A 22,737-nucleotide genomic window follows, 5' to 3' on the forward strand; every position below is an offset into this window, starting at 1 on the left:
GGGTAGCCGCGCCGCCATGGTTCCATCACACGCACCACCACACATAGGACGCCGCTCGCTGCTCGCGGGGGTAGCGGCGCTCGGCACCCTGGGTACGGTCGGATCGTTCGGCACCCTCGGGTGCAGTCGTGTGTCCGCCGCGTCCGGCGTCGAAGGCGGTGACCTCCTCGACCGGCTCCGGGCGCAGGGCGTCGTACGGCTCGGTATCGCCGGGGAGATTCCCTTCGGATACATCGACAGGGACGGTGAACTGACCGGTGAGGCGCCGGAGCTGGGGAGGGCCATCTTCAAGCGGCTGGGCGTCGATCGCGTCCAGCCCGTGCCCACCGAGTTCGGGTCGCTCATACCCGGCCTGAATTCCCAGCAGTTCGATGTCGTGGCCGCCGGGATGTATGTCAATCCGGAACGCTGCGAACAGGTGATCTTCGCCGACCCCGACTACCAGATGCTCGATTCTTTCATCGTCCGCAAAGGAAATCCCAAGGATCTTCACAATTACCGGGATGTCGTCGAGAAGAAGGCCAGGTTCGCCACCGGGACCGGATATGCCGAGATCCAGTACGCCGTCGAGGCGGGGTACAAGGAGAGCGAGATTCTCATCGTGCCCGACCAGGTCGCCGGGCTGAACGCCGTCGAGGCCGGCCGTGTCGACGTCTTCGCCGGTACGGCGCTCACCACCCGCGCGGTGGTGAAGAAATCGCGGACGACGGAGGCGACCAAGGCCTTCGCCCCGCTCGTCGACGGCAAGCCGCATGTCGACGGGGGCGCCTTCGCGTTCCGGCCGACCGAGACCCGGCTGCGGGACGCCTTCAACGCCGAACTGCGGAAGCTGAAGGAGAGCGGGGAACTGTTCCGCATCCTCAGGCCGTTCGGCTTCACCCGGGCCGAGATGACCGACATGACCGCGAAGGAGCTGTGCGGCCCATGACTCCGGGACTCTGGGAACTTGTCATCAGCGGAGTCTGGGTCACCATCCAACTCCTTGTGTTCAGCGCGTTGTTGGGCTGCCTCGTCGCCTTCGTCGTCGGGATCGCGCGCACGCACCGACTGCGGTCGGTGCGCTTCCTCGCCGGCCTCTACACCGAGGTGTTCCGCGGGACCTCCGCGCTCGTGATGATCTTCTGGGTGTACTTCGTACTGCCGCCCGCCTTCGGCTGGCAGCTCGTGCCGATGTGGGCGGGCACGCTGGCCCTCGGGCTGACCTATGGCGCGTACGGCACGGAGATCGTGCGCGGGGCGCTGAACGCCGTCGACCCGGCGCAGCGGGAGGGCGGGATCGCGCTGAGCTTCACCTCCTGGCAGCGGATGCGGCTGATCCTGCTGCCGCAGGCGGTGCCGGAGATGATCCCGTCCTTCTGCAACCTGCTGATCGAGCTGCTCAAGGGCACCGCGCTGGTGTCGGTGATGGGCATGGGTGACCTGGCCTTCAGCGGCAACCTGGTGCGGCTCGCGCTGCAGGAGAGCGTGGAGATCTACACGTACATCCTGCTGATCTACTTCGTGATCGCCTTCACGCTCACCCGGCTGATGCGCGGCCTGGAGAAACGACTGAAGGCCGGGCTCGGGCAGGCGCCGAAGAGCTCCGAGGTGAAGCGGGCGCAGACCGCGGGTGTCGGAGGTCGAGTCGTATGAAGTGGGACTGGAACGCCGTCAGCGACTTCATGCCGTACTTCTGGGACGGGCTGAAGGTCACCCTCCAGGTGCTGCTCCTCGGGTCGCTGATCTCGTTCGCGCTGGGGCTGGTGTGGGCGCTGCTGATGCGGACGCCGTCGCGCTGGGTGCGCTGGCCGGTCGGGGTGGTCACCGAGTTCGTGCGGGACACCCCGCTGCTGGTGCAGTTGTTCTTCCTGTTCTACGTGCTGCCGGAGTGGGGGCTGACCTTCTCCGCGCTGACGACCGGTGTCGTCGCGATCGGGCTGCACTACTCGACGTACACGATGCAGGTCTACCGCGCCGGTATCGAGGCGGTGCCCGTCGGCCAGTGGGAGGCGGCGACCGCGCTGAACCTGCCCCTGCGCCGGACCTGGACCGCGGTGATCCTGCCGCAGGCGATCCGCCGGGTGGTCCCGGCCCTCGGCAACTACGTGATCGCGATGCTCAAGGACACCCCGATCCTGATGGTGATCACCGTGCTGGAGATGCTGGGCAGGGCACGGCTCTTCTCCCAGGAGCACTTCCAGTTCACCGAGCCCATCACCGTGATCGGCGTGGCCTTCATCCTCATCTCCTATCCCGCCTCCCTGCTGATCCGAGCCCTGGAGCGACGCCTTGTCCGTTGACACGCACAAGAACCCCGATGACATCCGCACGAGCTCCGAGCTGATCCGGTTGGAGCGGGTCACGAAGCGGTTCGGCGAGAACACGGTGCTCGACAAGCTCGACTTCTCCGTCGCCTCCGGCAAGCACGTCACCCTGATCGGGCCGTCCGGGTCGGGCAAGACCACGATCCTGCGGATGCTGATGACCCTGATCAAGCCGGACGAGGGCACGATCACCGTCGACGGGGAGCAGTTGTTCCCGGCGCCCGAGAAGCAGATCCGCGAGGTGCGGAAGAAGATCGGGATGGTGTTCCAGCAGTTCAACCTGTTCCCCAACATGAGCGTGCTGCGCAACCTCACCGAGGCGCCCGTCACCGTGCTCGGCCTGTCCAAGGACGAGGCGGAGGCGCGCGCCCGCGAGTTGCTCGACCTGGTGGGCCTCGCCGACAAGCACGACGCCCGCCCGACCCAGCTGTCCGGCGGCCAGCAGCAGCGGGTGGCGATCGCACGGGCGCTGGCCATGCGCCCGCAGGTGCTGCTGCTCGACGAGGTGACCTCGGCACTCGACCCCGAGCTGGTCGCGGGCGTCCTCGACGTGCTGCGGGACATCGCCCGCACCACCGACATCACGATGCTGTGCGTGACCCACGAGATGGGTTTCGCCCGGGACATCTCCGACCAAGTGCTGATGTTCGATTCCGGCCACGTGATCGAGTCCGGTCCGCCGGAGAAGATCTTCAGCGATCCGGAGCAGGACAGAACGCGCGAATTCCTCAGCGCGGTGCTCTGACGACGCCCTGACCGCGCCACAGCGGCATTCTTCATGCCGTTGGCATATGCCAGCTGACCACTCCCCTGCTGAGAGGCCGGAACCCGCGCGACAATCTCGCCAACGACCCCTCCACGTACGCCCCTTGGCGGCTATCGTGGAGGGGATTGGCTGTCCGGATTACGGCCCAGTAGCAAGCCAGGGGGAACACCGTGGCGCTCAAGCACGAGCCGACCGCGCCGTACCACTCGGCCCAGGACGCTCTGCGCATCCTGGAAACAGTGGCACAGCACTCCGCCGGCGTCACCGACGCCGAGATCGCCCACCAGACCGGCCTCGCCACGGACCGGCTGACCACCGTCCTGCGCATGCTGCGTCGCGAGGGATACGTCGAACAGGCCGCCGACGGTTCGTACGTCACCGGCACCGCCCTCAACCGCCTCGGCGCCACGCACGGCCACGACGACGCCCTGCGCGCCCAGCTCCAGCACACCCTCGACCAGCTGCGCGACTCCGTGGGCGCGGCCATCTACATGAGCCGCTACGTCGACGGCGAGATCCATGTCACCCAGTGCGCGGACAGCGCGGCGACGCCCGCCGTCAACGAGTGGGTCGACTTCCGCTCGGCCGCGCACGCCAGCGCGATCGGCAAGAGCCTGCTGGGCCAGCTCGACCACAACAGCCGACGCGACCATCTCTCCCGCCACAAACTGGCCCGCCTCACCTCGCGCACGATCACCAACGAGCGGCTCCTGCTCTCCCACCTGGAGACCCAGCCGGCCACGGTGCCGGTCCTGGACCTCCAGGAGTACGCGGTCGGCACGGTCTGCGCGGCGGTCCCGATCACGGCCGGCTCCACGGTCGGCTGCCTCGCCCTCTCCCTCCCGCTCCGCCACGCCCACCGCCTCCGCCAGGCGGCCGACCGACTCAACCGGGGCGCGGCGCCGGTGCTCCTGTCGCTGGCCATCTAGCCACGATGACGCCTCTGCCACCTGGTCCGGAGCACCCTCCCGGACCAGGTAGTATTTTTCTTGTCGCCAGCCGCGAGAGCGGTCGGCGAGAGTCATGCGCCGCTAGCTCAGTTGGTTAGAGCAGCTGACTCTTAATCAGCGGGTCCGGGGTTCGAGTCCCTGGCGGCGCACGATGACGAGGGCGATTGTGTTCGCAGAAAGCGCGAACACAATCGCCCTCGTCTGTTTTGCGCGGCTCCGCCGCGCGTTGTGGGGGCTCCGCCACCCACACCCCCTTGGCTCCAGCGGGCCCTCGTTCGCCCCGCGCCCTATCTGCTCAGCAGCTCCTCGCGCCCCCGCTCCCGGTAGCGCGCCACCAGGCCCGCCACGTCGTCGCCGGTCAGCCTGCGGTACGTCGGTTCGCCCGGCGGGCGCCACCACACCGGGTCCGGGCAGCGGAAGCCCTCGCGCCTGAGCCCGGCCCGGTGGATCTTGTTGGTCACGGTGACCGGCATCCGCGACACGACCCGTACGAACCGGGGCGCCATCTTCGTCCCCAGGTCGGGCTGCGCGGCCAGGAAACCGTCGAAGGCGGCGGGGTCGAAGGTGCCGGCCAGCGTCACCATCACCTGGTCGCCGGCCACCGGGTCCGGCACCGCGTACACGGCGACGGCCACCGCGCCCTCGTACCGGGCGATGATGTTCTCGATCGTCGCGGCGGCCAGGTTCTCGCTGTCGACGCGCAGCCGGTCGTCGGCGCGGCCCGCGAAGTAGAGGAAGCCGTCCGCGTCCCGGTAGAAGAGGTCGCCCGTCCAGTACCAGCCGTCCCGACGGCGGGCCGCCTCGGCCTCCGGGTTGCGCCAGTAGCCCTCGAAGGGGTTGGGGCCCCGGTTCACCAACTCCCCTATCGCCGCCGACCCGTTGAGCAGCCGGCCGGCCGGGTCGAAGGCGGCCGCCGGGCATTCCGCCCGTGTCGCCGGGTCGACCACCGCGAGGTCGTCGCCCGGTGCCGCACGCCCCACGGCGCCGGCCGGGGTCCCGGGCGTCCACCGCACCGCGGCCCCGCCCTCCGAGGACCCGTACCCCTCCACCAGCCGTACCCCGAACCGCCGCTCGAAGGCCGCCGCGTCCACCGCCCCCGCCTCCGTGCCGAAGCCCAGCCGCAGCGGGTTGTCGCGGTCGTCGGGCCGGGCGGGCGTCGCCAGCAGGTACTGGACGGCCCGGCCCACGTACGTGAAGTAGGTCGCCCGGTACCGGCGTACGTCTGTCAGGAAGCCGGAGGCCGAGAAGCGGCGGCGCAGCGCGACCCCGGCGCCCGCCGCCAGGGCCGGGGCCCAGTCCGCGATGACCGCGTTGCCGTGGAACATCGGCATGCAGACGTAGTGCACGTCGTCCGGGCCCACCCCGAAGCCGGTCGCCAGGGCGCTTCCGGCGGCGGCCAGCCTGCCCTGCGTGCAGATCGCCGCCTTGGGCGCGCCGGTCGAGCCCGAGGTGAAGTAGAGGAGGAGGCGGTCGGCGGGGGTGGCGCGGGAGGGGTCCGGTACGGCGTCGGCGTAAGGGGCCAGGAGGTCCTCGTACTTCTCCGTGTCGGTCAACAGCAGGCGTACGCCGGGGAGTTCGAGGTCGGCGAGGAGAGGGAGGTGGGTGCGTGCCGTGATCAGGAGCGGGCACTCGGTGTGCAGGATGTCGCGGGCCAGTTCGGGGCCCCGGCGGGTCGGGTTGATGCCTGCGACGGCGGCACCGGCGAGGGCCGCCGCGCTCAACCAGAGTGGATATTCAGGGGTGTTGTCGAGCAGGACGCCCACGTGCGGTTCGGCGTCCGGTGGCAGCAGGTCCGTCAGCAGCGCGGCCCTGGCCGCCGCGCCCGCGGCCACCTGATGATGGGTCAGCGTGCGGTCCTCGCACCACAGCCCCGGCCGGTGGTCGCCCCACCGCGCCGCCACGAGTTCCGCGACCGTCTGTTCCTTCCTCGACTCCATGGCCGGGCACGGTAGTTGACGTACCGTCAGATGTGGAGGGTCACGGCATCTCCGCGAACTGGTCGGCCGGGAACGTCTCCCCCGTCTGCTCGTCGACCACATACCCGTCGTTGTCCGTACCGAAGAAGACGTCGCCGAACGGCTCGAAGACCTGGCTGTACGTCACCATGAAGCCGACGCAGAACACGACGATCACGCCGAGGAACCCGAGGACGCCGGCCAGGGCCAGCCCGTGCCGGACCGGGCTCGGGCGGTGGGCCGTGGCGTTGACCTGCTCGCCCTCGCTGTAGAAGACGGTGACGTAGTCGCCCTCGATGACCGTGCCCGGGCCGTGCGGCTCGTCGAAGCGGACGGTGCGGCCGTCGCGGGCGACGAACTCGTAGACGTGGTGCAGCGTCGTGTGCACGGAGGTGTCGCCGGAGCCGCCGCTCGTGGTCGTGTACGTGCGAAGGCAGCGGGCCTCGGCGGTCAGGCCGCTGTTCCAGGCGCGGCGCATCCGCAGCACCCGGCGGATCACGAACGTCGCCATCAGGACGGCGATCGCGATGATGAACGTCGGCCCCCCGTAGAACATGAAGTCCATGGCCGTACCCCCGATTCTCAGTACTGCTCCCCGTACGCCTCACCTGGTCATGTGGGCGTACGGGGAACGTACCCGTGGGGGGTCGCGGATTTACTCAAGGAATGCTCAGAACGTGACGTCCGAGCAGGCGTAGAACGCGTTGGCCGTGTCGGCGACCGTCCACACCGCGACGATCACATGCCGGCCGCTGAGCCCGGACGGCACTGTGCCCGCGTGCGAGAGCGTGGACGGTGGGCGCTGGCCGTTGTAGGGGACCGTGAGGAACGGGGTGAGGTTGAGGTCCGAACGGGCGAGGGCGTGGTTCTGGTTCCAGCCCGCCTTCGTGACGTAGTACCGGAAGTCGGTCGTGGCGTGCATGGCGGTGAACTGCCAGCGGAACGTGTAGCTCTGGCCGCCCGTCACCCTGGTCGTCGGCCAGGCGCCGCCGGACGGGGTCCTCGGCTGGTTGAGCGCGCCGAAGTTGGCGTGGTTCGCCGAGCAGATCTGACCGTCGGCCGGTCCGGAGCCGGGGAAACCCTTGGGGCCCTCGACGCTCTGCGGCTCCCACTGGATGTCACCGCAGCCCGTCACGGTGGCGTTCTGACAGAGCTTCTGCCTGCTGACGGGGAGGTCGGTGTAGCCGTGGCCGGTGGCGCCCCCGGTGGTGAGGACGAGGGCGCCGGTGGTGGCCAGACCCACCATTGATGCGTACAACTTGGTCTTTTCGCGCATGCTGCCGCTCCTGCTGAACGTGGGGGAGGTTCAAGTGAGCCGTGCAGGTCTAGACCAAGTCCCAGATTATTACCGCCCCTTAGGCATGTCCAGACCAATCACGCCCCCGGCTCGCTCCGCCCCGCACAGAAGGCCACCGTCAGGTCCTTCACCAGCACCTTGCGTTCGTAGTCGTCCAGTTCGACCAGGCCGCGCATGGTCAGCCGGGTCACCGTGTCCTCCACCGAGTCGACGACCGAGGTGAGCGCGGCGGCCCGGTGCTGGGCGTCCAGGGAGGCGATGCGGCGGCGGTGCATCGCGGCGGCGACCTCGGGGGCGTACTCGACCCGGACCGGCAGCACCGAGAACACCTCCAGGCCGACCGGCGCCGTGTCCGCCGCGACCGCCCGGGTCAGCGCCTCCCCGGCCTCCTCCATCGCCCGCCGCCCCGCACCCGGCATCTCCACCGGCACCCGGACGAGCGCCGCCTCGACGCACTCGCGCAGGTACGTCTCGTGGTCCTCGACACCGAGCGTGGCCCGCGCGGTGTCCCGCACCCGCCACACCACGAGGACGACGACCCGCAACGCGACCCCGTTCGCGTCGGCCGCCGGCATCGGCTCGCCGCGCCAGTGCCGCAGCCGTACGTCGACCCGGCTGCGCAGGAGCAAGGGGTTGACCCACAGGAGGCCGGTGCGCCGGACCGTTCCCCGGTAGCGGCCGAACAGGCCGAGCACCCAGGCCCGCCCGGTCCGCCCGCGCGCCAGCCCGCCGAAGCCGAACAGCCCGAGGGCGCCCGCCCCCGCGTACGCGGCCCACTGGGCCGGACCGGGGCCGGCGCCCGCGTACGACACCGGCAGCCGCAGCGCCTCCACCGCGAGCGGCGGCAGCACGCCGGCCCACCAGGAGGTGAGCACGCCCCCGGCCACCCCGGTGGCACCGGCGAGCACGCCCACCGACCCGGGCAGCACCCGCGCCGGGCGCTCCACGAGGTCGGGGTCGACCGTCGGAACGGCCGGGCGCGGCTTGGCCGGTGCGGGCCTGCGGACCCGCGGCTGTTCGCCGGTGCCCTGTCGGCGGCCCACGATCGCGGGCCTCAGCGGCACCGACACGGGGTCGGGTTCGTCGCGGAACAACAGGTGGACGGGGATCTCGGTGGTCGCCTCGTTCTGGATGAGGCGAGCGGGCCGAGGGCCGTTGTCCGGGGGGCCCTCGGGTTCCGGTGTCTGTTCGGTCGTCGTACTCATATGTGCCTCCAGCCTCCGCGCCAGATGCGTTCTCGCGTGCGTTCGTGAGTGCGTTTGTGCGTTGCTGCGTCACAACGGTGGTTACCGGCCAACCGGCATGTGCCACACGGATACCGACAGGTGCCGGGCGGGCCTTACGAGGCGAAGAGCCGGCGCCAGGTCTCCGGGCCCGGATAGCCGTCCGCCGCGCCGCCCCGCCAGCCCTGGGCGCGCTGGAAGGCCTGCACCGCCCGCCGGTCCGCCTCGGCCCAGCGCGGTCCCGGCTTGGTCGTGTAGTACCGGCCGAACCCCTTCTTCACCAGCTGGTTTCCGAGCTGGGTGACGTACGGGCTGCTGGCGCCCGGCCGGAACAGGCCCCGCCCGGGAAACGCGGGAACGGCCGTCCCGGCGGCGGGTGGACCGGCCGCGCCGGGCGTGGAGGGGCTGGTGCCGGGGGTGGTGCCAGGAGTCCCTCCCGTCGTTCCGTCCGTCGTCCCTCCCGTCGTTCCGCCCGGCTTCTCGCCGATGTCCTTGCCCGTTCCGCTCACCAGCAGTGCCCAGGTGCGCGGCCCCGGCAGGCCGTCCGCCGCCCTGCCCGTCCAGCCCTGGGCCTGCTGGAACGCGCGGGTCGCCCGCCGGTCCGCGTCCGACCAGCGCGGGCCGGGGCCCGAGGTGTAGAAGCGCCCGGCGCCGCGCTCCACGAGCATCCGGCCGAGCCGCGTGACGTGCTTGTTGCCGGCCCCGGGACCGAAGTACCGCGCGCCCGGGAACCGGTTCGCCGGATCCGCGGAGGCACCGGGCGCCGCGCCCGCCGTACCGCCGCCCTCGTCGCTCCCCGGGTTCGAGGTCGGGTCCGGGATGCCGCCCGTGTTCGCGGCGAGGCCCTTGTAGCGGTAGGCCTGATAGCGGTCCGAGTGGCTCCAGTAGGCGTACGGAGTGGCCTGCCGGCGGGCGTGCGGGCGGGTCTCCTCGTAGGCGATGTAATAGGTGTGCGTGTAGTCCGTCCAGCCGCCGAAAATGACGACGTGCGAGCCCTTCTCCGGGTCCGACGGATTGTGGAACAGAAGAATGTCGCCGGGTTGCAGATCCTCCCGGGGAATCCGCACGCCGTACTTGTCGAGGCTGCCCGTCCATTCGTTCCCGGCGAGGTTCCAGGCCATGGAGACGAAGCCCGAGCAGTCCTGCCGGTATCCGTCTCCCCAGTAGCCGCTCATGCTGTACGGCACCCGCGCCGCGACCCACAGCTTGGCCCGGTTGATGATCTCCGACCGGGTGGTCGCCCGCAGCTTGTCCGACGCCGGTTTCCCGCTCGGGCCGTGCAGCGGGGCCTTGCCGCCCTGCGGGGTATCGGGCTCGTCACCTGCGGGTACGCCCGGACGGTGAGGGGCGTGCGGGGCCGCCGCGGCCGGCAGGACGTGCCCGGCGCCGAGGACGGTGGAGGCCGCGGCGGCGACGACGAGGGTCCGCCTGACCGCCGTACGGGCGGATTCCGAACCCCTTGCCGACACCGGTCCGGAATACGGCCCGACCCGCCGCCAGTGAACGCATCCAGGGCATTCGCAGTCGCTCGCGGGATCGAATTCCTCGAATACCGGAGTCGCCATACGATTCCCCTCACACTCCAGGCGATGACTTGCGCGCTTCTGCACGCTCGCAGTTTCTCAACTGTCACCCGCTGTCGCATGTTGACGGTCCGAATGATGTACGGCCCGGCGCGGGGCCGCGGCTGTCCGGACCACTCACCGGTGTCGGGTAGAGTTGTCGGCGTCACCGCGCGCCGCTAGCTCAGTTGGTTAGAGCAGCTGACTCTTAATCAGCGGGTCCGGGGTTCGAGTCCCTGGCGGCGCACAGACAGACGACAGGCCCTCCGCTCACGCGGGGGGCCTGTTCACGTATGGGAGACCTGTTCCCGCTATGGCCGGATACGACCCCGTAAGCCGCGAAGGACCGGGCAGGGTACCGTCCGGGGATTCCGTGGGGATTTCCTACGGGTCGAGTGAACGGTCAGGGGCCGAGGGGGGCATACGAAAACACTCCGGCACCATCCGTACACAAACGGTCTCACCTGTAACAATCGGACTCATCAGCCGTCACAATGAGCGCGTATGACCGGTAAACACCGCGTTTCGCATCTTGCGATCATGCTGAACGGCGTAGAACCCTGGGCTTCAAGATGCTGCGGATGCGCGGCAGTTGGGGGCGGATCGGTTGCTCTGACACGGGGATGGGGCCCCGTTCGTGAACAGATGCCGAGGGGGGCATCATGCAACCGGAAGGGCACTGTTCCATGTCTATAGAGTGTGGTGGATGTGGTGACAGTGGCCCATTACTGATGCGTTTGTGAAGGCCGAGGGGGGCCCGGGCAAACGTGAGGAACCGACAAACACGCGGGGACCTGCGTGTGGGGGGTATGACTCATGACGTCGACGCCGACGGGCGCCCGGCATAACTTCGACCCGTCACAGACGACCCAGCTCAGGGTGCCGTCACACCGGACCGGTGGATTCCGCCGCATCAAGAAGACCTTGCCGAAGTACGACTACGAGCACTACAGCCGGCTGGCCGGACCCCTCACACAGCCCGACCCGAACAAGCCGTACACGGTCAAGTACCGATCGCTCCTCTCGCAGGAGCCGCACCGTCTGCGCGCCGCACTGATGCTGGGCGCCGCACCGCTGCTCTCCGTCTTCCTGCTCGTCTGGCTGCTCCAGCCCGCGCACTGGACGGAACGCGACTATCCCGCCTACGACTTCCTGCCGGCGCTCGACATCGTGATGCTCGTCTCGATCGGCTTGATCGAGCTTTTCCGCTGCCTGAACGTCCTGTCGAACGCGCACGCCACCCTGGTCGCCCGCGACCCGATCCCGGTGGTTCCCGAGACCGGCACGAGAGTGGCGTTCCTCACGTCCTTCGTGCCCGGCAAGGAACCACTGGAGATGGTGACCAAGACACTCGAAGCCGCGGTGCGGATCCGGCACCGCGGCCTCATGCATGTCTGGCTCCTGGACGAGGGCGACGACGCCGACGTGAAGGCGGTCTGCGAGCGCCTCGGAGTGCACCACTTCTCCCGCAAGGGCATCGCGAAGTGGAACATGCCCAAGGGCCCGCACCGCGCCAAGACCAAGCACGGCAACTACAACGCCTGGCTCGACGCGCACGGCGACAACTACGACTACTTCGCCTCCGTCGACACCGACCACATCCCGCTGCCCAACTACCTGGAGCGGATGCTCGGCTTCTTCCGCGACCCGAACGTGGGCTTCGTCATCGGCCCGCAGGTGTACGGGAACTACGACAACTTCGTCACCAAGGCCGCCGAGTCCCAGCAGTTCCTCTTCCACGCGCTGATCCAGCGGGCCGGCAACGCCTACGGCTCCCCGATGTTCGTGGGGACCAGCAACGCCGTACGCATCTCGGCGCTGAAGCAGATCGGCGGGCTGTACGACTCGATCACCGAGGACATGGCGACGGGCTTCGAGATCCACCGCCACAAGAACCCGCTGACGGGGAAGAAGTGGCGCTCGGTCTACACCCCGGACGTGCTCGCGGTCGGTGAGGGCCCCAGCGCCTGGACGGACTTCTTCACCCAGCAGATGCGCTGGTCGCGGGGGACGTACGAGACGATCCTCAAGCAGTACTGGAAGGGCTTCTACTCGCTGCCGCCGAGCAAGCTCTTCAACTACACGATGATGATCATCTTCTACCCGATGTCCGCCCTCAACTGGATCCTGGCGGCGCTGAGCTGTGCGCTGTTCCTGGGCCTGGGCGCCTCCGGTGTGAACATCGACCCGACCGTCTGGCTGATGCTCTACGGCAACGCCTCGGCGCTGCAGATCGGCCTGTACATCTGGAACCGCCGGCACAACGTCTCGCCCCACGAGCCGGAGGGTTCGGGCGGGGTGGCCGGCATGGTGATGTCCGCGCTGTCGGCGCCGCTCTACGCGAAGGCGCTGATCGACTCCGCGCTGCGGCGCAAGAGCAAGTTCGTGGTCACGCCCAAGGGCGACTCGGCGAGCCCGGACCGCTGGTTCGGGACCTTCCGGTACCACTGGTACTTCATCCTGATCTTCGGCGGCTCGATCGCGGCCGGTTTCGTCTTCGGGCACGTGCACCCCGCGATGGTCATCTGGGCGACGTTCGCCACGACGATCACCGCGACGCCGATCTTCGTCTGGCGGCACATGCTGCGCCAGGAGAAGAAGAAGCTCGCCGCCCGCCCGCCCGCCGAACCGCAGGACACCGCGCCCGTGCCGCAGCCGACGATTCCGGCCCAGCACGCGCCGAACGCCGCGCACGCCCCACACGCCCCTCATTCCCCTCACGCGCCGCAACACAAGCCCCAGTGGGCCGCGTCGGGCGGGAGCGGCGGGGGCAGCGTAGGGAGCGGGAGCAACGCAGGTAGCGGGGGCAACGACCAGACCATGCAGATTGCCCTTGGTGGACTTGGGGGACGTAAGGAATGAAAGACCGTGCAGGCCGCCGCCGCGCCCGTCGACTCGCGATAGGCACGGCGGTGGTCCTCGCGTTGGCGGGGATGAACGGGCCGTGGGTGTACCGCTTCAGTACCGAGAAGTACCACGACTACAAGATCAACAGACCGGAGTACAAGGCGGAGAACGGCAAGTGGGAGGTGGTGGAGTTCCCGAAGGAGTACCGGCTGAACACCATCCACGCGGCCCTGCTGCACACCGGCAAGGTCCTGCTCGTCGCGGGCTCCGGCAACAACGCGGACAACTTCGACGCGAAGAAGTTCGACACCCGGATCTGGGACCCGGTCAAGGGCACGATCAAGGACATCCCGACCCCGGCCGACCTGTTCTGCACCGGGCACACCCAGCTCTCCAACGGCAACCTGCTGATCGCGGGCGGTACGAAGCGGTACGAGAAGCTGAAGGGTGACGTCACCAAGGCCGGCGGCCTGATGATCGTCCACAACGAGAACCCGGACAAGCCGATCACCTTGCCGGCGGGCACCAAGTTCACCGGCAAGGAGAACGGCAAGACGTTCGTGTCGAAGGACCCGGTCGTCGTGGAGCGCGCCGAGAAGGTCTTCGACAAGGCGACGGGCAAGTTCCTGCGCAACGACCCGGGGATCGGCCGTATCTACGTCGAGGCGCAGAAGAAGGGCGCCAAGTACGAGACCGGTACGCAGGACAACTACCGCGTACAGGGTCTGTCCGGCGCCGACGCCCGCAACACGTACGGCATCGCCCAGAAGATCGCCCTGGACAAGAAGGACTTCCAGGGCATCCGGGACGCCTACGAGTTCGACCCGCTCGCCGAGAAGTACATCAAGGTCGACCCGATGAACGAGGCCCGCTGGTACCCGACGCTCACCACCATGTCGGACGGCAAGGTCCTCAGCCTCTCCGGCCTGGACGAGATCGGCCAGCTGGTGCCGGGCAAGAACGAGGTGTACGACCCGAAGACCAAGAAGTGGACGTACACGCCGAAGCAGCGCCAGTTCCCGACGTACCCGGCGATCTCGCTGATGCAGACCGGCGAGATGTTCTACTCGGGCGCGAACGCGGGCTACGGCCCCGACAACATCGGCCGTGACCCGGGTGTCTGGGACGTGGAGACCAACAGGTTCACCAAGCTCCAGGGCCTGAGCGACCCCAAGCTGCTGGAGACCGCCGGTACGGTCCTGCTGCCGCCGGCGCAGGACGAGAAGTACATGGTGATCGGCGGGGGCGGAGTCGGCGAGTCGAAGCTCTCCAGCAAGAAGACCCGCGTGATCGACCTCCTGAAGGACGGCGCGAAGTTCACGGACGGCCCGGAGCTGGAGAAGGGCACGCGCTACCCGCAGTACTCGATCCTGCCCGACGACACGGTCATGATCTCGGGCGGCTCGGAGGACTACCGGGGCCGTGGCGACTCCAACATCCTCCAGGCCCATATGTACGACGCGAAGACCGGCAAGATGAACCGGGTCGCCGACCCGCTGGTGGGCCGGAACTACCACTCGGGCTCGATCCTGCTGCCCGACGGCCGCGTCATGTTCTTCGGCTCGGACTCCCTGTACGAGGACAAGGCCAACACCAAGCCGGGCAAGTTCGAACAGCGCATCGAGATCTACACGCCGCCGTACCTGTACGGCGACGCGCAGCCCTCGCTGTCGGGGGGCCCTCAGACGATCGCCCGTGGCGCGTCAGGCACCTTCAAGTCCCAGCACACGTCCACGATCAAGTCGGCCCGTCTGATCCGCCCGAGCGCCTCGACCCACGTCACGGACGTCGACCAGCGCTCCATCGCCCTGGACCTGAAGAAGACCAAGGACAGCATCACGGTGACGGTCCCGAAGAACCGGAACCTGGTCGGGTCGGGCTGGTACATGCTCTTCGTGACGGACGACCAGGGCACACCGAGCAAGGCCCAGTGGGTCAAGGTGCCCTGATCTTCCGGGAGTTGTACGAAAGCGACTGGTACGAAACCGACGGCGCCCCTCCGAACGAGGGGCGCCGTCGCGCATGTGCGGGAGCCCACAGGACGCAATGTTTGGCACTTTCTTGACGATGGTCACGGAAGAGCCTAAGTTCGCGAGCATGACAACCAGCACCCGCCCCCGCCGCCACGCCCGTACCCGCATCGCCCGTCGCACCGCCGGTACGACGGTCCTCCTGCTCGCCGTCGGCGCGCTGCCCGTCTGGAGCGCACAGGCCACCGACACCACGAGCCACGTCGAGGGCCAACTCCCGTCGGGCGCGGCGTACATGATGGACGTGCCCACGGCGTGGAACGGCACCGTGCTGCTCTTCAGCCATGGTTACAACGCCGGCCCGGCCAACCCCGCCCAGAACGGCCCGGACGCCGCCACGAAGGCCCTCCTGATCGAACAGGGCTACGCCCTCATCGGCTCCTCGTACGCCACCACGGGCTGGGCGGTGACGGACGCCGTCCCCGATCAGATCGCCACGCTCTCCGCCTTCACCGACCGCTTCGGCGCGGCCACTCGCACCATCGCCTGGGGCAGGTCGTACGGCGGACTCGTCACCACCGCCATCGCCGAGCGCCACCCGGACCGGATCGACGGCTCCGTGGCCCTGTGCGGCCTCGTCCAGGGCGGTGTCGCCAACTGGAACAACACCCTCGACCCGGTCTTCGCCCTCAAGACGCTGCTCGCGCCCGACTCCGACATCCCCCTGACCGGACTGGCCGACCAGGCGGCCGCCACCGGCGCGGCGGACGCCTTGGTGGCCGAGGTGGACTCGGCGCAGTCGACGGCCGCCGGGCGGGCCCGGATCGCCCTGGCCGCAGCCGTGCACAACATCCCGGTCTGGAACCAGCCGGCGCAGACCCGGCCCGCCGCGACCGACTGGGACGCGCAGCAGGCCAACCAGTACGAGGCCGTCAAGGGCCTGCTGAGGATCGCCGCCTTCAACCGGCGCCAGGAGGCCGAGGTCCGGGCGGGCGGCAACATGTCCTGGAACACCGGGGTCGACTACGCGAAGCTGCTCGGCCGGTCCTCCGTCCGCAAGGAGGTCACCGAGCTGTACAAGAAGGCCGGCCTCTCCCTGCGTACCGACCTCGCCACGCTGAACCGCGCGCCGCGCATCAGCGCCGACCCGGACGCCGTCGAGTGGATGAGCAGCACCAGTTCCTTCACCGGCGAGCTGACCAAACCGCAGTTCTCCGTCCACACCACCGGTGACGCCCTCATCCCCGCCCAGGCCCAGAGCGCCCTGCAGCGGGCCGTCACCGCCGCCGGGTCGGCGTCCCTGCTGCGTCAGGCGTACACGGACAACGCCGGGCACTGCACCTTCAGCGCCGCCGAACAGCTCGCCGCCCTGAACACCCTGGAGGACCGCCTCACCACGGGCAAGTGGCACGGCATCGACGCCAAGTCTCTCAACGCCCGCGCCACGAAGGCCGATCCCACGAGTCCCACCCGCTACGTCACCTACCGCCCCACCTCGTACCTGCGGCCCTACGACCTTGCCCACCCCGCCGACGGCCAGTGAGACCGTACGGCCGCCCGCCGCCGCTCCGTCGGGCGGCCGTACGCTTACCACCGTGGAAAACGACGTCATCCTGGACACCTCGGACAGCCCGGACACCCCGGACGGTCCGCAGCCGCGCCCGCAGTCGCTCATGCTCGCCTTCTTCGGCAACCACGTGCTGGAGGAGGACGACGACCTGTGCGTCTACTCGGGCAGCATCATCGACGTCCTCGGCCGCGTCGGAGTCGGTGAGCACGCGGTGCGCTCCACCCTGACCCGCATGGTCAACCGGGGCCTGCTGCGGCGCCAGCGGGAGGGCCGCAGGATGTACTTCGGCCTGACCCCGCAGGCGACCGGTGTCCTGCACGACGGCCGCACCCGGATCTGGAAGCAGGGTGCCGTCAACGACGACTGGGACGGCGCCTGGACCCTGCTGGGCTTCTCCCTCCCCGACTCCTGGAAGCGTCAGCGCCACGACCTGCGCTCACGGCTCGCCTGGTCCGGATTCGGCGCGCTGTACAGCGGACTGTGGATCGCCCCCGGGAAGCGCGACATCGCCGGGATCGTCGCCGAACTCGGGGTCTCCGCCCACGTCAAGATCTTCCACGCCCAGGCGGACGAGACCACCGACATCGAGCTGATGATCCGCGACACCTGGGACCTGGAGAGCATCGCCGCCCGCTACGTCACCTTCGACAAGCGCTGGACCGCCCAGCTGGACGCCGGATCCGGGGACGACCCGATCGGCACCCGGCTCCGGCTGGTCAGCGAATGGCTCTGGACCATCCGCACGGACCCCCGACTCCCCGCCCGCCACCTGCCCCCCGACTGGCCGGCCCGCCCCGCCCAGGAAACCTTCCGCCGAGCCGCCGCCCAAACCGAGAGACCGGCCCACCTCCTGGCCCGCCAACTCCTGGACACGGCCCAGCTGCGGTAGGGCGCCCTCCAAAAGAAGGGCGCCGGTGCTGCTTTTAGGGGCGCGGGGAACTGCGCGACAAGCCACAACGCACCCGCAGCCGACAACGCACCACTCCCCCCACCCCCTTAGTCACTGGCTCGGGCCAACTTCAACGCATAGTCGGCCCACCACTGACCCGCCTTAGGCCCACCCTTGCACTCCCCGTCCGACTCCCCCGGCCGCTTGACCCACAGATACGCGTCAACAAGCGGATCAGCCGTCTTCACCGTCGGAGACTCCCCCAGCGCCCTCCCAGGAGGATTGCACCAGTTCTCGTCCGGCTTGCCCCCCGTATAGGGCCCGTTCCCATTGCGGGACGTGTCCACCACGAAGTGCTTCCCGCCCACCTTCGCCGACAACTCCTTGCCGTACCCGATGGAATCAGCCGTCGAGTAGAAGTTGGACACGTTGACGGAGAACCCGTCCGCCTTCTCGATCCCCGCCCACTTGAGCGGCTCGAAGATCTGGTCGGGCTGTCCCCATCCCGCGTTCCCCGCGTCCAGATACACCTTCGTGTTCGGCAGCGCCGCCAACGTGTCGATCGCGCCGCTCAGCAGGTCGTACCGCTCCTCGTGGAACTCGTCCTGGGTGCAGCCGTCCACGAGGTGGAGGATCGCGTCCGGTTCGAGGACCACCGTGGCCGCCCGGTCGCCGATGCCCTTGGCGACGCCCTCGATCCAGGCACGGTAGCTGTCGCCGTCGGCGGCGCCGCCGCTGGAGTACTGGCCGCAGTCACGGTGCGGGATGTTGTAGAGGACGAGGAGGGCGGAGCGGTCCGCCTTCTGCGCGGCCTCCGTGAAGCCGCGGGCCTCCGCCTCCGGGTTCTCCGGGCTGATCCACTCGCCGGTCGGCTGCTCGGCGATCTTCCGGATCTGCTCGGCGTCCGGGTCCTTGTCGGACTTGGCGTAGGTGGCGACCTGCGCCGCCGCGTTGCCGTCCGGGTTCACCCAGAACGGGTTGCTCCCCTTGGGCTGTTGAGTGATCAGGGCTTCCGATTCCTTCGCCGGCTCGTCGCCCTCCTCTTTGCCTGAGGACGAGGAACAGCCGGTGAGCAGCAGTGCCGCCCCCAGCGCCGCCGCGGACGACCTCCCCCAGGCCGTCCCCTTACTGCCGAACATCGAACTCCCCCTCGGGTGCACTGTCCTGGTCCCCCCTGGATGCAGTGGCGTAAGCCTCAATCCTGACATACGTGGCCGGGGGCAACGAGGGCGCCGGTGTCTTGTCGGCTACCTGTTACAGCCAGTTCGGTCGGGGCCCGCGTAGAACGATCAGACCTGAACACGAAGGTGCGGGCGGGGCGTTTGAGCAACTCGTAGAACTATCTACCACCTGCGCATATGACACAGCGCCACTGAACCGGGACTTGGCGTTAATCAACCTCTAGGCCTGAGGGCTCATACGTTCTACAGTCGTCCCTGACGGCCCCAGCCCCCGGCCAATAGTTGACCGTCCGTGACCACGGGCGGGCTTCAGACCTCCCGCGCCGGCGCCGGGTTACTCCCGCAACCCGTGCGCCCGCGGTCGAGGACCAGCCCGGTCGGCGGCTCTTGGGGGGAGCGGGTCGTCGACCGGGCCAGGTAGGAGTGCCGAAGGGTGGAGTCGGGCGCGGTACCGCGTCCTTGAAGGGGCGCGGGGAACTGCGCGACCAGCCACAGCGGGCCCGCAGTTCCTGCACCGCACAGCCGGCGGAGCGTTTACGTGCCCGTCAGGTACGCCGACACGATCACGTTCGCCGTATAGGTGCGCGTGGCCCTGTCGAACGTACCGCCGCAGGTGATGAGCCGGAGTTCCGCACGGCCCGACTGCCGTGTGCCGTACGCCTGTTGGGCGTCGAAGCGGTCGCGGGGCAGGACCTGGACGCCGTCGACGGTGAACTCGGCGACCTTGCCGTCGGCGCGGGTCACGCGGATCGTCGCGCCCGGCCGCAGGGTGCTGACCTTGTAGAAGACGGCGGGCCGGGTCTCGGTGTCGACGTGTCCGACCAGGAGGGCGGTGCCTGCGGCGCCGGGCCGGGTGCCGGGCGCATACCAGCCGACGACGCCCGCCTGGTCGTAAGGCGGCGGGTCGATCGCGCCGAGCCGGTCGAGGCCGCGGGCCACCACCGGGGCCTGCACGCCCAGTTCGGGGATGTCGACGCGCTGCGGCAGGGCACCGCTCAACGGGTCGTGCGCGGGCGGGAGTTCGGGGTCCGGGGGGCGGCCGACCGCAGCGATGTCGCCGGTGGTCGGCGCGGATATGCCGTGGCGTACGTCGGTCACCTCGCGGCCCCACAGCCACAGGCCGAGGAGCAGCAGCGCCCAGGCCACGCCCATCGTCAGGCGGCCGGTGCCGGAGGTCCGTTCGTGGTCGTCGGACATGGCCGCTCAGTCCGTCCCACGGCTCCGGCGGACACCGCGCACCACCACGGCGACCGCCGCCACACCCGCGAGGACCAGACCGATCACGGCGTGCCGGGTGCCGGGGCCGGTGTCCCGGGCCTCGGCGGCGAGCCGCTCGGCCCCGCCGCCACCGCCGGCGGGCACCGGGGCGACGGGCGAGGCGGCCGGCTCGGCGGGCTCGGCGGACGACTTCCCGGCGCCCTCTTCTTTCTTCTCTTCCGCCCTGGCCTCCACAACGGCGATCGTGCCCTTGACCTTGCCGTCCTGGCCGTCGCAGCCGACCGTGACGTCGTACGTGCCCGGGGTGAGCGAGGAGCGCACCCGGGACCCTCCGACGAGCGCCCCGTCCTGCCTCGCGAGCAGCACGTCGGCGACGAACGCCTCCGACTTCGCGGTACCGGTCTTCCCCTTGCAGCCGCGCACGACCAGCCGCAGGTCGCTGCCGGGCGCCGGGGACGACGGCGTCACCGTGACACCCCCGTCGGCGGCGAACGCCACAGGCGTGGGGGCGAGCCCTGGCACGAGTGTGGGGACGAGCGCGGCGGCGACCACGGCACCGGCACAGAAAGTGAGTCGCAGTGAACCCATCGTGAACCTCCAGATACCTGGAGACTCCTCCTCCGGGAGCCGGTCCGCATCTCCGGAGCGGGTCCGGCTGCTCCGTACGGGTTGCGAGGGGTTTGGAGGACCGTGCCCGACGCCCGCGCCCGACGCCCGCGCCCGCGCCGGCCGGCGCCGGCTCAGATGCGGTCGACGAGGTCCGCGATGGAGTCGACGATCTTGGACGGGCGGTACGGGAAGTTCTCGACCTGCTCGGGCGCGGTGAGGCCGGTGAGCACCAGGAAGGTCTGCATCCCGGCCTCGATGCCGGCCAGGACGTCGGTGTCCATGCGGTCGCCGATCATCGCGCTGGTCTCGGAGTGCGCGCCGATGGCGTTCAGCCCGGTCCGCATCATCAGCGGGTTCGGCTTGCCCGCGAAGTACGGCTTCCTGCCGGTCGCCTTCGTGATCAGCGCGGCCACGGCACCCGTCGCGGGCAGCGGGCCCTCGGCGGAGGGGCCGGTCTCGTCGGGGTTGGTGGCGATGAAACGGGCGCCACCCTCGATCAGGCGTACGGCCTTGGTCATGGCCTCGAAGGAATAGGTGCGCGTCTCGCCGAGGACCACGTAGTCGGGCTCGTGGTCGGTGAGGATGTACCCGATGTCGTGCAGGGCGGTGGTCAGGCCCGCCTCGCCGATGACGTACGCGGTGCCGCCCGGACGCTGGTCGTCCAGGAACTTGGCGGTGGCCAGCGCCGAGGTCCAGATGTTGTCGACGGGCACGTCCAGGCCCATGCGGCGCAGCCGGGCATGCAGGTCGCGCGGGGTGTAGATGGAGTTGTTGGTGAGCACCAGGAAGGGCTTGCCCGACTCGCGCAGCTTCTTGAGGAAGGCGTCGGCGCCGGGGATCGGCACACCCTCGTGGATGAGCACACCGTCCATGTCGGTGAGCCACGAGTCGATGGGCTTGCGGTCTGCCATGTCCGGTCTCCTGCTCCTGCACTGCATTGCGTTGTACTGCCGTACACGCGTACGAGATGCCGCGTCCGCCCAGCCTGTCACAGGCCGGATCTTGGGGGAATGGCCGGTTTACGTCCGCAGGGCGGCACCGAGGACGCGGAGGCCGCCGCCGGTCAGCAGCAGGGCGAGCGCGATGCCCGCGAGGAAGGTGGTGCGGCGGCGGCCCGTGCCGGCCAGCTCACCGGCGAACTCGTCGGCGGCGTACGGCAGCCCGTCCTGTACGCCGGTGGTGGGCTCGCCGGGGACGGCCTCCGCGGCCGGGTCGGCCGGGTCCGCCGGGTCCGCCGGTGCGACGACGCGGAAGCGGTAGTCGTCGGACTGGCCGACCCAGTCGCCGTCGTCGGCGTGCCGCTGGACGACGGCGGCGTTGGCGACAACGTCGTTCGCGACCGCGTCGGCGCCGATCGCGAGCCGCACCTTCACGGAGACGGTCCGACCGGGCCCGACGGTGAATCCGGCAAACCCGTCGCCGTCGAAGACACCGATGGTCTCGTCGGCGTCGGTGGCCTCGAACGTCACCGGGTAGGGGCGGGGGCGGCTCCCGTCGTAGAACTCCAGGCGCGGCTGGGCCGTCGTCAGGGCACGGCGCTCGTCGACGAGGACGAGGACGGGGTGGATGCCCGTGCAGGGGCGGGCGGTGGTGTTGGTGAGGTCGAGGCGCCAGGTGCGGTGCTCGCCGCCGGCTTCGTAGACGGCGGGGCCGCCGTGGATGCGAGTGGTGACGGGGAAGGTCCGGTCGCCGGGGGCCGCGGCGCAGGCGGGGGGCCGGACCTCGGCGTACGCCGGGACGGACAGGGCTCCGGGTACGGCGAGGAGGGCGATGGCCATCGCGGTGACGGTGGCGGTGGTGGAGGCGGTGACGCTCGCGCGGGTACACAGTCGCATGAACACATGACCATGCCGGGGTGGTGGGGGCGGCAGGCGGCACCGCTCCGGAGGGTGGGGGGCTACGCCCCGAACGGGCTCGCGAATGCGCCCGATCGGCGGAGGCGGCGTCGGAGGACACAGGAGGGGCGGGGGCGGTTCACGTTTCGTCGTCGATGTGGACGAGAAGGCCGTCGGTGAGATGCCAGCGGCGGAGGTGGGACGTCTGCTGCCAGGTCTCGGTGGCGGTGACGGCCTCGGTGATCCACTCGTGCAGCTGCGGAAGGGCGGTTGCCTTCAGCACGGCACGGGTGGCGGCGCGCTCGGCCGCGTCCACCGGGTGGACGTCTATGGACACGCCGACGCTGTCCGGGTGGGGGCCGCGGCCGTAGGTGCGGGACTCGAGTGCGAGCCAGCTGACCCCCAGGACGGCCGTCCCGCTGCCGGGCCCGGTGAGGAAGGTCAAAAACCTTATGTGGGCCGCGAGTTCACCGAGCGACTCGTTGATGTCGGTGGTGGTCAGCGGCCAGGCCCGGTGCCGGGGCAGTCTGCGTCGGCGTCGGTTGCGTGCGGTCATGGGCTG

The 22,737-nt window shown here is 69.7% G+C and carries 20 protein-coding genes and 2 tRNA genes; 11 read left to right on the top strand and 11 right to left on the bottom strand.

What is annotated here, in order from left to right; translation table 11 throughout:
* The first annotated feature begins 16 nt into the window (after nt 1-16).
* The 6 genes from ehuB to ACH4TV_RS06790 all read left to right on the top strand — a co-directional run bounded on the left by ehuB (nt 17) and on the right by ACH4TV_RS06790 (nt 4,168).
* Complete coding sequence (ehuB, locus tag ACH4TV_RS06765) at nt 17-928, top strand: ectoine/hydroxyectoine ABC transporter substrate-binding protein EhuB (RefSeq protein ID WP_398394878.1); 912 nt, start codon at nt 17-19, stop codon at nt 926-928.
* On the top strand, nt 925-1,632 hold the full coding sequence (ehuC, locus tag ACH4TV_RS06770; protein WP_398394880.1) for an ectoine/hydroxyectoine ABC transporter permease subunit EhuC: 708 nt from the start codon (nt 925-927) through the stop codon (nt 1,630-1,632). Before ehuB ends, ehuC begins: the two co-directional genes overlap by 4 nt.
* Nucleotides 1,629-2,279, top strand: coding sequence for an ectoine/hydroxyectoine ABC transporter permease subunit EhuD (gene ehuD / locus ACH4TV_RS06775; RefSeq protein WP_398394882.1), 651 nt, complete (start codon nt 1,629-1,631; stop codon nt 2,277-2,279). Before ehuC ends, ehuD begins: the two co-directional genes overlap by 4 nt.
* Nucleotides 2,269-3,048 (top strand): ectoine/hydroxyectoine ABC transporter ATP-binding protein EhuA, encoded by a 780-nt coding sequence (gene ehuA / locus ACH4TV_RS06780; protein WP_398394884.1) that lies wholly within the window; start codon nt 2,269-2,271, stop codon nt 3,046-3,048. Before ehuD ends, ehuA begins: the two co-directional genes overlap by 11 nt.
* A gap of 191 nt (nt 3,049-3,239) precedes the next feature.
* Nucleotides 3,240-3,998, top strand: coding sequence for an IclR family transcriptional regulator (locus ACH4TV_RS06785; protein WP_398394886.1), 759 nt, complete (start codon nt 3,240-3,242; stop codon nt 3,996-3,998).
* Between the two features lie 96 nt (nt 3,999-4,094).
* Nucleotides 4,095-4,168, top strand: a tRNA-Lys gene (locus tag ACH4TV_RS06790).
* A 138-nt stretch (nt 4,169-4,306) separates the two neighbouring features.
* On the opposite strand, the gene ACH4TV_RS06795 is transcribed toward ACH4TV_RS06790, so the two are convergent.
* From ACH4TV_RS06795 to ACH4TV_RS06815, 5 genes are all read right to left on the bottom strand, one after another.
* Nucleotides 4,307-5,956: an AMP-binding protein gene (locus tag ACH4TV_RS06795; protein WP_398394888.1), complete on the bottom strand. Its 1,650-nt coding sequence runs from the start codon at nt 5,954-5,956 to the stop codon at nt 4,307-4,309.
* Nucleotides 5,957-5,996: 40 nt separating this feature from the next.
* Nucleotides 5,997-6,539, bottom strand: coding sequence for a hypothetical protein (locus ACH4TV_RS06800; RefSeq protein WP_398394890.1), 543 nt, complete (start codon nt 6,537-6,539; stop codon nt 5,997-5,999).
* A 105-nt stretch (nt 6,540-6,644) separates the two neighbouring features.
* Nucleotides 6,645-7,250 carry a lytic polysaccharide monooxygenase gene (locus ACH4TV_RS06805; RefSeq protein WP_398394891.1) on the bottom strand — a complete coding sequence of 202 codons (606 nt, stop codon included), beginning with the start codon at nt 7,248-7,250 and terminating at the stop codon, nt 6,645-6,647.
* A 98-nt stretch (nt 7,251-7,348) separates the two neighbouring features.
* Entirely contained in the window at nt 7,349-8,476 is a 1,128-nt protein-coding gene (locus ACH4TV_RS06810) for an SPFH domain-containing protein (RefSeq protein WP_398394893.1), read from the bottom strand.
* Between the two features lie 134 nt (nt 8,477-8,610).
* Nucleotides 8,611-10,059 carry a peptidoglycan-binding protein gene (locus tag ACH4TV_RS06815; RefSeq protein WP_398394895.1) on the bottom strand — a complete coding sequence of 483 codons (1,449 nt, stop codon included), beginning with the start codon at nt 10,057-10,059 and terminating at the stop codon, nt 8,611-8,613.
* 170 nt (nt 10,060-10,229) lie between these two features.
* On the opposite strand from ACH4TV_RS06815, the gene ACH4TV_RS06820 reads away from it, so the two are divergent.
* From ACH4TV_RS06820 to ACH4TV_RS06840, 5 genes are all read left to right on the top strand, one after another.
* Nucleotides 10,230-10,303 (top strand) — tRNA-Lys (locus ACH4TV_RS06820).
* A gap of 569 nt (nt 10,304-10,872) precedes the next feature.
* Nucleotides 10,873-12,918: a glycosyltransferase family 2 protein gene (locus tag ACH4TV_RS06825; protein WP_398394897.1), complete on the top strand. Its 2,046-nt coding sequence runs from the start codon at nt 10,873-10,875 to the stop codon at nt 12,916-12,918.
* A complete protein-coding gene (locus ACH4TV_RS06830) occupies nt 12,915-14,852 on the top strand; it encodes a galactose oxidase-like domain-containing protein (RefSeq protein ID WP_398394899.1) in 1,938 nt (645 codons plus the stop codon). The genes ACH4TV_RS06825 and ACH4TV_RS06830 overlap by 4 nt, the downstream gene beginning before the upstream one ends.
* Nucleotides 14,853-15,000: 148 nt before the next feature.
* Entirely contained in the window at nt 15,001-16,416 is a 1,416-nt protein-coding gene (locus tag ACH4TV_RS06835) for an alpha/beta hydrolase family protein (RefSeq protein ID WP_398394901.1), read from the top strand.
* Between the two features lie 52 nt (nt 16,417-16,468).
* Nucleotides 16,469-17,332 carry a PaaX family transcriptional regulator C-terminal domain-containing protein gene (locus ACH4TV_RS06840; protein WP_398394903.1) on the top strand — a complete coding sequence of 288 codons (864 nt, stop codon included), beginning with the start codon at nt 16,469-16,471 and terminating at the stop codon, nt 17,330-17,332.
* A 107-nt stretch (nt 17,333-17,439) separates the two neighbouring features.
* Here the strand turns inward: ACH4TV_RS06840 and ACH4TV_RS06845 are convergent, their stop codons facing one another.
* From ACH4TV_RS06845 to ACH4TV_RS06870, 6 genes are all read right to left on the bottom strand, one after another.
* The gene (locus tag ACH4TV_RS06845) at nt 17,440-18,471 is read right to left on the bottom strand and encodes a glycoside hydrolase family 6 protein (protein WP_398394905.1); all 1,032 of its coding nucleotides are present in this window, start codon (nt 18,469-18,471) and stop codon (nt 17,440-17,442) included.
* Nucleotides 18,472-19,047: 576 nt separating this feature from the next.
* Nucleotides 19,048-19,710 (bottom strand): class F sortase, encoded by a 663-nt coding sequence (locus ACH4TV_RS06850; RefSeq protein WP_398394907.1) that lies wholly within the window; start codon nt 19,708-19,710, stop codon nt 19,048-19,050.
* A gap of 6 nt (nt 19,711-19,716) precedes the next feature.
* On the bottom strand, nt 19,717-20,319 hold the full coding sequence (locus tag ACH4TV_RS06855; RefSeq protein WP_398394909.1) for a hypothetical protein: 603 nt from the start codon (nt 20,317-20,319) through the stop codon (nt 19,717-19,719).
* Nucleotides 20,320-20,471: 152 nt separating this feature from the next.
* Nucleotides 20,472-21,251 (bottom strand): HAD-IIA family hydrolase, encoded by a 780-nt coding sequence (locus ACH4TV_RS06860; RefSeq protein WP_398394910.1) that lies wholly within the window; start codon nt 21,249-21,251, stop codon nt 20,472-20,474.
* A gap of 108 nt (nt 21,252-21,359) precedes the next feature.
* Nucleotides 21,360-22,175 (bottom strand): hypothetical protein, encoded by an 816-nt coding sequence (locus tag ACH4TV_RS06865; RefSeq protein WP_398394912.1) that lies wholly within the window; start codon nt 22,173-22,175, stop codon nt 21,360-21,362.
* 139 nt (nt 22,176-22,314) lie between these two features.
* Nucleotides 22,315-22,731, bottom strand: a complete 417-nt coding sequence (locus ACH4TV_RS06870) for a hypothetical protein (protein ID WP_398394914.1) — start codon at nt 22,729-22,731, stop codon at nt 22,315-22,317.
* Nucleotides 22,732-22,737: the final 6 nt, after the last annotated feature.

The sequence above is a fragment of the Streptomyces sp. NPDC020898 genome, assembly GCF_044333925.1.
Taxonomy (GTDB): domain Bacteria; phylum Actinomycetota; class Actinomycetes; order Streptomycetales; family Streptomycetaceae; genus Streptomyces.